Genomic DNA, 12,448 nt, shown 5'->3' with positions numbered 1-12,448 from the left:
ACCGGAGACATGGTGGACACATGTTCGGAGACATGGTGGACGGTTTTAGATCTTCTTACCTGCCGTAACGATCTGCAAGTTCAAGTCGATTCGGGCAATACGATGTCTACTCCAGTAGACATCGTGGATGCCATCTTCCGTCGTTTCCCGGATAGCTACTGACCTCCCATAAAAAGCTTTTCCGACTGTGTATTCACGGTTCCGCCAGTAGATCTCGCCCTTCACCTGAACCTTCCTGACCACATCCCCATCGTCGTACTCCGGCGCCGCGGGCTGCTCCTGATATTCCCGTGGGCTGCTGCTGTAGCGAGTAGCAGGCACCTGCATGTCCAACGCTTGATGTGGACGCTTCTGGTTGTAGATATCACGCCAGATATCAAACGCGCGTTGTGCACCGTTGAGATCAATAAAATGTCGGTCTCGCAGGACTTCATTTTTCAGGCTGCGGTGGAAGCGTTCCAGCTTTCCTTGGGTTTGCGGATGATAAGGTCGAGAGTGCCCGACCTTGATGCCCTGACTCATCAGCCAGACCTCCAGCGCGGTATAAACGCCAGTCTGGTCACCCCAGGGTGAACCGTTGTCCATCGTCATGCGCAAAGGCAGACCATGACGCCGAAAGACCCGGATTAGATGCTCCTGAACGGTTTCACGTCGCTCATCGAGGCAGGCCGCGATACACAGCGAAAACCGCGAATGATCGTCCAGTATCGTCAACGGATGGCAACGTCCCTGAGCCAGGCTGATATGGCCCTTGAAGTCCATCTGCCAAAGATCGTTGGGCGCTTCATGCTCGAAGCGGATAAACGGTTTAATCTCAGCGGCCTTTGAATCAACGCGTGAATGACGCTGTAAAACCGCATGCACGGTACTGACCGAAGGCATTACTGCGCCGCTGTCTTCCAGCACACGTTTGAGCTTGCGAGCGCCCCAAGCCGCGTATTCCTCACTCACGGTCAGAATCTGCTGCTCAACCTCTTCAGCGCAGCGTTTGGGTGACGTCTTCGGTCGTCGAGACTGATCGATCAAGCCCTCTGCACCTGAAGTTTCAAACCTGTTGAGCCATTTGTAGGCAGTGCTTGGGCTGATATTGAATCGGCGGCAAAGCTGCCGGACATTGGCTCCTTCTTGCCGAGCCAAATGCACGAACTCTGAACGAAGCTGCACGGTGGACACCTCTTCCCAGGACACAGGTCATCTCCTTGGTGATGAGCAATGTGTCTATTAAAAAGTGTCCACCATGTCTCCGAACACCTGTCCACCATGTCTCCGGTACATACAGGGAGAGGGCTAGGGTGAGGGGCTTTTAAAGGGGCTTTTTTGACGTCAAATTTCGAGCCCGAAAATCGGTGGTCATTTATCGACTACGCCACTAAAGTGGCAGCCGGTCTGTAGAGTAGGACACTCGGTCAGCCTCCAATCGCACGGTGAGTCAACGATTGACCCATAACGCCATTCAACGTCTTTTGCTCAAACGCTTTGCCCTCGCTGCAGCCACCTATGGATTGGCTTTGCTGCTGCTGTGGCTGGCGTTTTTCACCGGTCATTACGAGCAGTCCCTGAGTGCCATCGCCATCGGCAGCGCGCTGGTGGTGATCAGTCAGGCCGTCCTGTTCGTGCTGTTCTGGAGCGGGCGCAACCTGCGCTTCGCCGACCCCAGCCTGACCGAGGGGCAAGTCTTGCTCGGACTCGGCTGGCAGACCTGGCTGATCGCCCATCTGGATGAAGCGCGCAGTGCCTTCCTGGTGTTCTATGTGCTGATTCTGCTGTTCGGTCTGTTCCATCTGAGCCGGCGGGCGTTTATCCGCTGTGCGCTGCTGGTGTTCTTCAGCTTCTGCGCAATCACCCTGTGGGACGCTTATCACTACCGCTTGCGTGAGCCGGCACTCGCCGCCTTGCAGGTGTGCATCCTCGCCATGGTGCTGGCATGGCTGGTGATTTATGCGCGTTTCGTCCAGGTGTCGCGCCAACGCATGCGCCAGCGCCGCTTTGCCTTGCAAGCGCACCAGGACACGTTGCGCGGGATGATGCGCCAGCTTGAAGATCTGGTGGCCACCGACGAACTGACCGGCCTGTTCAACCGCCGGCATTTTCTGCGCCTGGCCTCGCGCGAGCTGAATGCGATGGACAGCGACGTCGTGCACGGCCTGGCACTGATCGACCTCGACCATTTCAAACGCATCAACGACTTGCACGGCCACGCCGCCGGCGATCAGGTGTTGCAGGCGTTTGCCGGCGTCGCTCAGGCCTGCCTGCGCGACGGCGATGTGCTGGCACGTTATGGTGGTGAAGAATTCGTCGTGTTGCTGCCCGACTGCAATGCCGAACGGCTGACCGCTTGCTGCGAGCGTCTGCGGATCGCCTTCACCGATGTCGAACTGATCGGCCTGAATGTACGCAACCTCAGCCTGTCGGCCGGCATGACCCTGTTGGCGTTGGGCGATGATCTGGATGACGCCTTGCAGCGTGCCGATCAGGCGCTCTATCGGGCCAAGCGTGACGGACGCAATCGCTGTGCGGCCGCGTGGGAGAACGTCGATGCCTGAACTTCGTGTCGCAGAACGGCAATGGTCGGTGGCGGCGGGCAGCAATCTGCTCGACGCCCTCAATCAGAACGGTGTGGCTGTGCCTTATAGCTGTCGTGCCGGCAGTTGCCATGCGTGTCTGGTTCAGTGCGTCCAAGGCCTGCCTGCCGACAATCGCCCGGATGCCTTGAGCGCCGAGCAGCGCCAGCAGGGTTGGCGGCTGGCCTGCCAGTGTCAGGTGATCGAAGACTTGCAGGTGCACACCTTCGACCCGCTCGCCGACGGTCGCCCGGCGGTGGTCGAAGCACTGGACTGGCTCAGCGACAGTGTTCTGCGCCTGCGCCTGACCCCGCAGCGGCCGTTGCGCTACAGCGCCGGGCAACATCTGGTGCTGTGGATCGATCACATTGCCCGGCCGTATTCGCTGGCCAGCCTGCCGGAAGAAGACCGCTTTCTGGAGTTCCACCTCGACTGTCGCCAGCCTGGCGAATTCAGCGATGCGGCGCGGCGCTTGCAGATCGGCGACTCGATCCGTCTCGGCGAACTGCGCGGCGGCGCGCTGCATTACGACGCTGACTGGCACACCCGACCGCTGTGGCTGCTAGCTGCCGGTACGGGCCTGGGCCCATTGTTCGGCGTGCTGCGCGAAGCCTTGCGTCAGGATCACCAAGGCGCCATCCGCGTCATTCACCTGGCCCATGATGCCGAAGGGCACTATCTGGCCAAACCCCTCGCGGCATTGGCCGCGCAGCGCGAAAACCTCAGTGTCGAGCTGTGGACAGCGGCCGAGTCAGCCGCCGCTTTGGCGCAACTGCGCCTTGTTTCCCGGCAAACCCTGGCCTTAGTCTGCGGCTCGACGGCCAGTGTCGACGCCTTCGCCCGACGCCTGTACCTGGCTGGACTGCCGCGCAATCAACTGCTGGCCGATGTGTTCTTGTCCCGTGGTTGAACGCTGAATTCATTGGTTCGAGAGATCCTGTGGCGAGGGGATTTAGCGAAACGTCGCACCGCCCCGATTGAGTCTGCAGCACTCACAATAGTCTGGGGCCGCTGCGCAGCCCATCGGGGATAAATCCCCTCACCACAGTGATCTTCGCTGGCCTGAACTGTCGAGAAATGTCATGACCGAAGCCATTTTGCTGGAACGCGAACGCGGTTTGTTGACCTTGCGCCTCAACCGCCCGGACAAGAAAAACGCCCTGACCCGCGCCATGTACAACCACTTGGCCGAGGCGTTGAAGCAGGCAGACGTTGACCCTGAAATCAACGCCGTGCTGATCACTGGCAGCAGCGAATGCTTCACCGCCGGCAACGATATTGCCGATTTCATCCAGCAACCGCCGAGTGATCTCGACAGCCCGGTGTTCCACTTCATGCTCAATCTGCTCGAATGCCGCAAACCGGTGATCGCCGCCGTGGCTGGGGCGGCGGTGGGGATTGGTACGACAATGTTGCTGCATTGCGATCTGGTTTACGTCAGCCGCGATGCGCGCTTGCGCATGCCGTTCGTCAACCTCGGGTTGTGCCCGGAGTTCGCTTCCAGCCTGATCTTGCCGCGCTTGCTAGGGCAGGCCAAAGCGGCAGAGTTGTTGCTGCTCGGCGAAGGTTTCAGCGGCGAACAGGCCGCCCAGTGGGGCATCGCCACAGAGGCGTTGGGCAGCGGCGAAGCTGCATTGGCCAAGGCACGGGAGATGGCGTTGCGTTTTGATGAGCTGCCGCCGGAAGCTGTCCGCATCAGCAAGCAATTGATGAAAGCACCGGACCGTGAGTTGATCCGTACAGTGATCGAGGAGGAGGGCGCGTTGTTCACTCAGCGACTGCGTTCGCCGGAGGCATTGGCGGCGTTGACCGGGTTTATCAAACGGCATTGAATCTTCGCTGACTGTGCCGGCCTCTTCGGGAGCAAGCTCCCTCCCACAGCAGAACGGATTTCAACTGTGGGAGGAGGCTTGCTCGCCAACAGGTCCGATCAAACACCACATCTTGTGGGGCAGTATCAAAAAAGCCCTGTCAACCACATGGCAGGGCAACCGGTTTTAAGTCAGCTACGCCCGTGAAAATGCAAACCAGACCTAGAAGATCCGTTATCCAAGCAGGCCCCGCGCAATGAAATGACGAATGACGATTCCGTCGGATTCAAACCCGAGAATCAAAACTTTATTATCTTTAAGCCATGCCAGCGATGAGGAGCGAAGCTCGAACATCAACCCGCCAGTGCCAGCGCCAAAGTCTGGATCAAGTTCACCAGCATCCGTAAATCGAGCGACAACGGTTGTTGTAACGTGATGTTCAGCTTCTGAATATCCATGGACAAGAATCTTGCCGTCGCTTTGAATCAGGGCGCCTCTCCATGCCAATCTTCGGTCAGCCAAATGGGTTATCAAGGGTAAGCCACGGTTGAATTGGATATTTTCGCTGCCGTCGACTTCTCGACTGATTAATAATCCTGACGACTCAGGGTGTTGAGTTGCACCGCCAAAAGCCAAAAGTCGATTATTGGTCTGTCGAATAGCTCCAGCAGTGCTCAGCCTATAATCTTGCGAACTGAGAATTAAATAGCCGTTGTCGGCAAAAGAAAGGTCTGTTTTCCCATCAGGCAGTAGTCTGGTGACCATCGATAATATCTGATTATATACTGGGTGGCAGAAACCACTCACCGTATACGTCCCGTCGTTTTCCAGCAATATTGACTGCACGTATGTTTCTTTAAAACCGGCGATACCCGGTATTTTTACGAAGCCGGTTTGGTTAAAGCCGGTATCAATAGCTCCATTTTCGTGGAGCCGCGCGACAACCGTATAGATTTCTTCGCGACTCCAGATGTCTTTCCACAGCATTATCTTTCCGTCAGGAAGGGCCAAGGTACCGCTGTGCTGTTGATCTTGCGATGAGCGAGGAGAGGGAGCATTTGTTGAATCGTTGTCGGTAAAGTCGATAACAACTTTGCCGTCTTCGCCAAACCCGAGATCCAGGCTGCCATCCAGATTCAGACGTACCAGACCTCGAAGCGTCGGCGGATTATAAAGAGCAGCAGTCAGCAATATTTTGCCATCTGCGAGTATGTCTATCTTGGTAGCCGCCAAATTTTTATCGTGGTTGCCGCCGTTATAAAAACTTCCACTGGCATATCCCGCAATGCCAAAGGCAGTGTCGACGATACCCTCTGAGGTCAGTCGCAGACAAAAGTAATTATTATAATTTGGCCCGTCACCGAGTGATCCCGCAATATAAATTCGCCCCATTGGGTCAGTAATGCATGTTTCGGGGTTCAATAAAACACCGTTCGGGTCCACTTTATCCAGGCGTACAGTCCCGGCCTCGCCAAAAGACGGATCAAATTGACCATCGACCAGTACTGTATTAAGAGTCATGTTCATGTCTATTGCCTTCATGAAATATCCAGGCGCGCCCAAACGCGTACCAAACAATTGGAAGGTGGGTTCAGATATCGCCTGGGAGGGTAAAGAGCGGCAGAGCCGCACTAATTGCTGGCATGGAAACGGAGCAGGAACCCCTGCGTATTTCTAGTGGTGCCCGTCTCGCCTGCAACGACTATTTTTCCATCTGCCTGCAGGACCACTGCATGGGTGAGGGGCGCCTCGTTCACCGGTGTGCTGGTCCATCCGATGTTATTGAACGTCGAATCCAACAATCCATCGCTGAGCAAGCGCACCACAACGGCTTCGGAACGTTGATCCGGGTGCTTGATCTGGCCCGCCAATACGATCTTGCCATCGGCCTGCATAACCCCACCTTTCCAGCGGGTAGTGGTGTTATCCAGGCGAGTGAGCAGTGGTTTGCCACGATTGAACTGAATATTCGCGCTGCCATCCGGTTCGAGGCTGACCAGTACGCCTTGTTCGCCATCTTCGGTGATGCCGATCCCCAGCAATCGGTTGTTCGGTTGCCCGATAACCGCCACCAGGCCTGCCTTTAACCGCGGCGCATCAGAATAAACGACAAAGCCTTTCTCGCCGAAGCTGGTATCAAGGCGACCATCGCGGGTGTATCGGGCCAACAAGGGCGTATAGGTTGACTCATCGCTGAGCATCAATCGGCCACACACCATGATGCGCCCGTTCGAGTCAGTCGACCCGCTGGCAAGTCCCACGTCCGCTGGCGTTGCACCGGGATAAAGGACTTGCACATAGCCTTTTTGATTGAAGGTTGTATCGAGCGAACCATCGCTGTTGAGCAGAAAAACGAAGGCGCGTGTATCTGCTTCATGAGTGATGACATAGTTGCGTACTACCAGGATTTTTCCGTCTGCCAGTGGTGTCACCGTGCAAGCAGAGTCTTGACTCTCGCCTTGGATGTCGAGTGCCACCTGCTCATCAATCTCTTCCGGCAGTGGCAGGATGACGTGCCCTGTGGTGCCAAAACTGCGATCCAGCCTGCCGTCAGGGTAGTAACGCGCCAGTGCAGGACTTCTGTAGGCAACCGAGCCAGTTAGGAGCAATTTCCCGTCACTGCAAATTGCAATGGATCGACCGGTGGATTCTTGTGTGCCGCCAAAAGAAGCTCGGACAATGCCGTTCGCCCCGAAGGTGTCGTCCAACGATCCATCTGGCCACATTCGACCTAGCAGGTAGCGACTATTGAGCGGATTCAACGTGCTGGAGCCACAGAAGTACAGATGACTGGATGTCGCCATTACACCCATGATGCGGTTCAGTCCCGCCTCTTGGGTATTCAAAAGAAAGACGCCGCCGTCGGCGAAGCTCTCATCAAAGGTGCCGGCCTGCCGGGTTGGTAGAGATGTACTGTCCATGTGGCACTCCTTCAGTGAACGGGTTTACGCGAGTAGCTACTTGATAGCGACTCTGGTCAACTGTCAGAACTGACAGTTGACAAACCCCTTCACGCAAAGTGATCGCAGCCTCCGCAGCGTCTGCCTGAGAAAAACAAAAGCCCCGGCATTCACATGCCGAGGCTTTCGTTTTTCGAACCACCGATCACTCGGTCCCACGCAAAACCTGTGGGAGCGGGCTTGCCCGCGTCAGACCTGCGGGTCGCCCACGTGCAGGATCTTCATGCCGTTGGTGCCGCCGGTGGTGTGGTAGCTGTCGCCCTTGGTCAGGATGACCCAGTCGCCTTTTTCCACAACGCCGCGTTTGACCAGTTCGTCGATCGCTTTCTGGCTGACTTCGTGCGGTTCCAGCGAAGCCGGATCGAACGGGATGGTGTACACGCCACGGAACATCGCGGCGCGCGCCTGAGTCTCGCGGTGTGGCGAGTAGGCGTAGATCGGCACCGAGGAACGGATGCGCGACATGATCAGCGGGGTGTAGCCACTTTCGGTCAGGGCGATGATCGCTTTGACACCCGGGAAGTGGTTGGCGGTGTACATGGTCGCCAGCGCGATGCTTTCGTCGCAGCGGGTGAATTCCTTGCCGATGCGGTGGCTGGAGGTCTTGCCGGTCGGGTGCTTTTCAGCGCCGACGCAGATACGCGCCATCGCTTGCACAGCTTCCAGCGGGTACAGGCCAGCGGCGGATTCAGCCGAGAGCATCACGGCGTCGGTGTAGTCGAGCACGGCGTTGGCCACGTCGGACACTTCGGCGCGGGTCGGCATCGGGTTCTGGATCATCGACTCCATCATCTGGGTCGCAACGATCACAGCCTTGTTGTGGCGGCGTGCGTGCAGAATGATTTTCTTCTGAATGCCTACCAGCTCGGCGTCGCCGATTTCCACACCGAGGTCACCACGGGCAACCATCACTGCATCGGAGGCCTGGATCAGACCGTCGAGGGTTTCGTCGTCGGCCACGGCTTCGGCGCGTTCGATCTTCGCCACCAGCCAGGCAGTGCCGCCGGCCTCGTCGCGCAGTTGACGGGCGTAGTTCATGTCGGCGGCGTCACGCGGGAAGGACACCGCGAGGTAGTCGACTTCCATTTCTGCGGCGAGCTTGATGTCGGCCTTGTCTTTTTCAGTCAGGGCCGGCGCGGTCAGGCCGCCACCGCGACGGTTGATGCCTTTGTGATCGGACAGCGGGCCGCCGATGGTCACCACGCAATGCAATTCTGTGGCGGTGGCGGTTTCAACGCGCATTACCACGCGGCCGTCGTCGAGCAGCAGCTCGTCGCCCACGCCGCAGTCTTTCACCAGGTCCGGGTAGTCGATGCCGACCACTTGCTGGTTGCCTTCGGTCAACGGATGGCTGGTGGAGAAGGTGAACTTGTCACCGATCTTCAGCTCGATCTTCTTGTTGGCGAATTTGGCGATACGGATTTTCGGGCCTTGCAGGTCACCGAGCAGGGCGACGAAGCGGCCGTGCTTGGCGGCGAGGTCACGCACCAGTTTCGCGCGAGCCTTGTGCTCGTCGGGGGTGCCGTGGGAGAAGTTCAGACGGGCAACGTCCAGACCAGCCAGAATCAGCTGTTCGAGAACTTCCGGCGAGTTACTGGCCGGGCCAAGGGTAGCGACGATTTTGGTACGACGGACGGACATGCAAAGACTCCTGAGTTCAAGCGCTAGCGAAGGCTACTATGCTCGAAGGGTGTAGTCATTGTTCGTTTGCACTACTTATCGTTTTCTTTATTGAACGCGACTACCGCACCAACGCGACAATCGGCGCAAACGGTTCTGAAGATTTCCGACGATGGGTCGATACAGAGCACAAGACAGGAGAACCCTCATGCGATTCGTACCCATTGCCGCCCTTGCCCTCAGCGTCCTCGCCGTGACGGGCTGCACCCGTTGGTCGATGAACCATCATTTGAACAATGCCTACAGCGCCTACGATCGCGGCAATTGCGAGCAGGTGATGCTCGAACTGTCCAAGGTCGAACGCGCCAGCCGTGCCCGCCCGTACGTGTGGCCGGAAGTGTCGATGATGCGCGGCCAGTGCCTGGAACGGCAAAAGATGTTTGTCGATGCGGCGCAGACCTATCAATTCATCATCGCCTCGTACCCCAATAGCGAATACGCCTACCGCGCCCGCGCCCGTCTGGAAACCCTGCAGAGCCTGGGTCATTACCCGACGCGCAGCGCCGCTGCCGTGGTGCGTCCGACGCGCTTTTGATGGCAGTTGTCATACAAAAGCTGGCCGGTTGTACAGCCTGAGCTATAGTCGAATCAATCGGGTTTAGAGCCGAGTCTCTAATGTGCCCGTGCAACACCTGCGACTGGCGAGTTGTCAGGTGACGGCGATTTAGCGACCGTCACACCGGAAGCGGGGAGAGCGCGTCTGCCACACAGGCGCGTTCCGAAGCAAAGGTGCGGCTCTGTGATGGAGCCTTGCATGGCGAACTGCGCATGTTTACCGACCGCCGAATCGAACGGCATCAGCTGCCGTATTTCCTCAGGGTATTCAACAGCGTCACCGACAAACCCATCGGCTTTCTCGGCAATGTGTCCGAGGACGGGCTGATGTTGATCAGCCAGTTGCCAATGATGATCGGGGCGGATTTCAATCTGCGTCTGAAAATCCCATGCGACGACGGCTGCCAGCAGGTGATCGACCTCACCGCGTGTTGCCTGTGGTGCCATGAAGACGCCACACCCCTGCATTACGATGCTGGCTTCAGCCTGCAACGACCGCCGCCGGAATACGGGCAACTGGTCGGTGCATTGAAGCAATACTTCAGTTTTCAGCCGTTGCCGGCTTCGGCCTGAGTGCTGCGGCGCCTTCACCATTGCTATCGCTGGCAAGCCAGCTCCCACAGGTTTTGCGTCGTTCACTGATGCTGTGAACCTGTGGGAGCGGGCTTGCCCGCGATGGCGTCAGTTCTGGCGCCGCCGGGTTGACAGTCAGGTCACGGCATCGCTGGCAAGCCAGCTCCCACAGGGTTTTGCGTCGTTCACTGATGCTGTGCACCTGTGGGAGCGGGCTTGCCCGCGATGGCGTCAGTTCAGGCGCCGCCGGGTTGACGATCAGGTCACGGCAATCGCCCGCTCGTTATCCAGCGCCTGCTCCGCCAGCAACAAACCCATCTCGCTCAATTGATAAATCGCCATCGCCAGATGTCGCGGCTTGTCGTCCAGGCTGTCCGCCAGATCCAGCAACAGAATGCTCACCGAGGAAAACGTTTCGTACGTCTGAATGGCCACAGCTTCGCGGTTGAGGTCGGGGGCGATCATGAACATCTGCATGCCGCGATCCACGGAATTGCGGGAGGTTGATGCGGTGGGCTTGAGGTAGTGGTCGAGAGCTTTTTCGGCGGCCTCGTGGAGTTTTTTCGATTGGGCTGATTTGTAGGGGGAAACCGAGTCGTCGGTTTCGGGGGGATTTGGCGTCTCTTTGCACATGTCGTATTTCCTTTTAATGGGGCTGCCATCGTCTCGCGACTAAACGAGGGGGTGGCGGCTGGACGCAGGTTAGTCGACCGGGAGGAATACGAAAAAACCGGCGCGCCCGAGGGCGCCCTGCGCACAGCCACCATCGAGTGCGGGGATAGGGAATACCCGACTTGATGACGCTTATGCACCTTCGTATACCTACCGGGCGACTAAACCCGACCACTGATTGGCAGCGGCACGGATCAAGTTACGGGGCATCGGCAAAGCGCACAAGCCGGCGGATTCTGAGGGATGTGTAGGCAAAGGCGCAACCCGGCGTAGCCTGCGGATGAGGACGTTGCCGGTGGGGGCAAAACGGCTTTTTTCGTACGCGACCGTTCGTCGGGACTGTCAGATTTTACAGGTGCGTAGCGCAGGTGCGGGGGCGTATTTAAAGGCTTCCGGCAAGCCATCCCGCCCCCACCCACCAGAAGGAACTGACCATGGCGACCTTTGAGGAAGAGCCTGTAGAGGGTGCATCCGATGATGCCGAAACCCTCGACTCACCGCCTTATATCCTTACACCTTCCTACGGTGAGAGCGTGAGAAACCCCGTCAAGGTCACTGGCGGTGGTCATGCGGGACGCAACGTAAAAATTATCGGGGCCTACGTAGAAACAGACTTGAGTGATGAGCGGCAAATGAAAGGAGATGGGCTATTTGAACTGACGTTCAGAAATCCCCTGCCCCCGGGAGAAACCAATTTCGGGTTCTGCAATGGGAGATGTATCCGGGCTCTTATATGTATACCGCAGTGTGGACGGTTTATAACACCTCTGCCCCCGTCATCGACCCGAAACATGCCAACCAGGTCGTCGGGCGCACATTCCAGCTCACGGGGAGTGGTTGTGCACCTTTTTCGAAGGTGGTGTGTGAGCGCCAGGATCATCAACCTATTGGTGAAGGGACCGCTGATGGCGCCGGCAGATTTTCAATACAGATCTCGACTTCAGGACAACCGAGAACTCTGAGCCTCTTCGTTTTTTGGCATCAGGACGTGAGTAGTGCTGTTTCGGAAACTGTAACGGTGCGGGTTTTGACCCCGCAGATTGAGCTTCCCGCTAACGAAGCGATTGTGGGAAAAACGCCGTTATTTCGGGGTAATGCTCTGGACGGTTCAAGCGTCACTCTTTTCAGTACTGAACCGGGCGGAACCAAGCAATACGGCCAAGCTAACGTTAGCAATGGTAATTGGTACAGACCGCCAAATGATTATTTGCCAGAAGGTCGGGTTCGGCTGCTTGTCAAAGCGCAAATGGGGGGCATTGACGTTGAGTCCGATGCGATATGGCTTAATGTCATTCATCCCCCCTTGATTCTTTACCCTGCTGCAGGCGCAGTGGTGGATACAACCTTCACAATTGAAGGTTTAAAAGGCATGCGTGGGGCTACTGTCGAGATTCTGCTCGATACGTTGGGGCACAGTGTTGTTGCCACCGGCCCGGTTATAGGGGGCACAGATGCATGGCGTGTCACTGTCCCGGACATGACGCCGGGTCCTCTGAGTCTGAAGGCAGAACAGTTTGTTGCTGGCGTCGACGAGCACTCCGGCAGAACTGATGCGCGAGCATTCAAAGTCCGCCCCGCGCCGGTCTCGAATGTCTCAATAAACACCCCCTTGACGGCTCGATAAAATTTGCGGGGA

The 12,448-nt window shown here is 57.4% G+C and carries 11 protein-coding genes; 6 read left to right on the top strand and 5 right to left on the bottom strand.

The annotated features are described in order from the left end of the window. Positions 1-45 precede the first annotated feature (45 nt). On the bottom strand, positions 46-1,188 hold the full coding sequence (locus KI231_RS23045; RefSeq protein ID WP_213026430.1) for an IS481 family transposase: 1,143 nt from the start codon (positions 1,186-1,188) through the stop codon (positions 46-48). Positions 1,189-1,436: 248 nt separating this feature from the next. Between KI231_RS23045 and KI231_RS23040 the strand changes: the two genes are divergently transcribed. From KI231_RS23040 to KI231_RS23030, 3 genes are all read left to right on the top strand, one after another. Further along, on the top strand, positions 1,437-2,543 hold the full coding sequence (locus tag KI231_RS23040; RefSeq protein WP_213026429.1) for a GGDEF domain-containing protein: 1,107 nt from the start codon (positions 1,437-1,439) through the stop codon (positions 2,541-2,543). Beyond that, a complete protein-coding gene (locus tag KI231_RS23035; RefSeq protein WP_103306421.1) occupies positions 2,536-3,471 on the top strand; it encodes an iron-sulfur-binding ferredoxin reductase in 936 nt (311 codons plus the stop codon). The genes KI231_RS23040 and KI231_RS23035 overlap by 8 nt, the downstream gene beginning before the upstream one ends. A gap of 172 nt (positions 3,472-3,643) precedes the next feature. Further along, positions 3,644-4,393 carry an enoyl-CoA hydratase-related protein gene (locus tag KI231_RS23030; protein WP_213026428.1) on the top strand — a complete coding sequence of 250 codons (750 nt, stop codon included), beginning with the start codon at positions 3,644-3,646 and terminating at the stop codon, positions 4,391-4,393. A gap of 213 nt (positions 4,394-4,606) precedes the next feature. Here the strand turns inward: KI231_RS23030 and KI231_RS23025 are convergent, their stop codons facing one another. The 3 genes from KI231_RS23025 to pyk form a co-directional block, all read right to left on the bottom strand. Beyond that, complete coding sequence (locus KI231_RS23025) at positions 4,607-5,899, bottom strand: NHL repeat-containing protein (protein WP_213026427.1); 1,293 nt, start codon at positions 5,897-5,899, stop codon at positions 4,607-4,609. 104 nt (positions 5,900-6,003) lie between these two features. Then, the gene (locus KI231_RS23020) at positions 6,004-7,293 is read right to left on the bottom strand and encodes a delta-60 repeat domain-containing protein (RefSeq protein WP_213026426.1); all 1,290 of its coding nucleotides are present in this window, start codon (positions 7,291-7,293) and stop codon (positions 6,004-6,006) included. Between the two features lie 228 nt (positions 7,294-7,521). After that, entirely contained in the window at positions 7,522-8,973 is a 1,452-nt protein-coding gene (pyk, locus tag KI231_RS23015; RefSeq protein WP_103306425.1) for a pyruvate kinase, read from the bottom strand. 187 nt (positions 8,974-9,160) lie between these two features. Between pyk and KI231_RS23010 the strand changes: the two genes are divergently transcribed. Both KI231_RS23010 and KI231_RS23005 read left to right on the top strand, forming a co-directional pair. Continuing rightward, positions 9,161-9,547 (top strand): tetratricopeptide repeat protein, encoded by a 387-nt coding sequence (locus KI231_RS23010; protein WP_007951249.1) that lies wholly within the window; start codon positions 9,161-9,163, stop codon positions 9,545-9,547. 233 nt (positions 9,548-9,780) lie between these two features. Then, positions 9,781-10,140 (top strand): PilZ domain-containing protein, encoded by a 360-nt coding sequence (locus KI231_RS23005; protein ID WP_103306426.1) that lies wholly within the window; start codon positions 9,781-9,783, stop codon positions 10,138-10,140. Between the two features lie 258 nt (positions 10,141-10,398). Here the strand turns inward: KI231_RS23005 and KI231_RS23000 are convergent, their stop codons facing one another. Further along, on the bottom strand, positions 10,399-10,773 hold the full coding sequence (locus KI231_RS23000) for a DUF6124 family protein (RefSeq protein WP_213026425.1): 375 nt from the start codon (positions 10,771-10,773) through the stop codon (positions 10,399-10,401). A gap of 772 nt (positions 10,774-11,545) precedes the next feature. On the opposite strand from KI231_RS23000, the gene KI231_RS22995 reads away from it, so the two are divergent. Then, positions 11,546-12,436 carry an Ig-like domain-containing protein gene (locus KI231_RS22995; protein ID WP_213026424.1) on the top strand — a complete coding sequence of 297 codons (891 nt, stop codon included), beginning with the start codon at positions 11,546-11,548 and terminating at the stop codon, positions 12,434-12,436. The last annotated feature ends 12 nt before the right edge of the window (positions 12,437-12,448 follow it).

It is taken from the genome of Pseudomonas sp. Seg1 (assembly GCF_018326005.1).
Taxonomy (GTDB): domain Bacteria; phylum Pseudomonadota; class Gammaproteobacteria; order Pseudomonadales; family Pseudomonadaceae; genus Aquipseudomonas.
This window is presented reverse-complemented; position numbering and strand designations above follow the sequence as displayed.

What these genes read in the sequence shown, in the direction of transcription:
- KI231_RS23035 (WP_103306421.1), top strand. Translation starts at nt 2,536, where the DNA reads ATGCCTGAACTTCGTGTCGCAGAACGGCAATGGTCGGTGGCGGCGGGC.
- KI231_RS23000 (WP_213026425.1), bottom strand. Translation starts at nt 10,773, where the DNA reads ATGTGCAAAGAGACGCCAAATCCCCCCGAAACCGACGACTCGGTTTCC.
- KI231_RS23010 (WP_007951249.1), top strand. Translation starts at nt 9,161, where the DNA reads ATGCGATTCGTACCCATTGCCGCCCTTGCCCTCAGCGTCCTCGCCGTG.
- KI231_RS22995 (WP_213026424.1), top strand. Translation starts at nt 11,546, where the DNA reads ATGTATACCGCAGTGTGGACGGTTTATAACACCTCTGCCCCCGTCATC.
- KI231_RS23030 (WP_213026428.1), top strand. Translation starts at nt 3,644, where the DNA reads ATGACCGAAGCCATTTTGCTGGAACGCGAACGCGGTTTGTTGACCTTG.
- KI231_RS23025 (WP_213026427.1), bottom strand. Translation starts at nt 5,899, where the DNA reads ATGAACATGACTCTTAATACAGTACTGGTCGATGGTCAATTTGATCCG.
- pyk (WP_103306425.1), bottom strand. Translation starts at nt 8,973, where the DNA reads ATGTCCGTCCGTCGTACCAAAATCGTCGCTACCCTTGGCCCGGCCAGT.
- KI231_RS23005 (WP_103306426.1), top strand. Translation starts at nt 9,781, where the DNA reads ATGTTTACCGACCGCCGAATCGAACGGCATCAGCTGCCGTATTTCCTC.
- KI231_RS23020 (WP_213026426.1), bottom strand. Translation starts at nt 7,293, where the DNA reads ATGGACAGTACATCTCTACCAACCCGGCAGGCCGGCACCTTTGATGAG.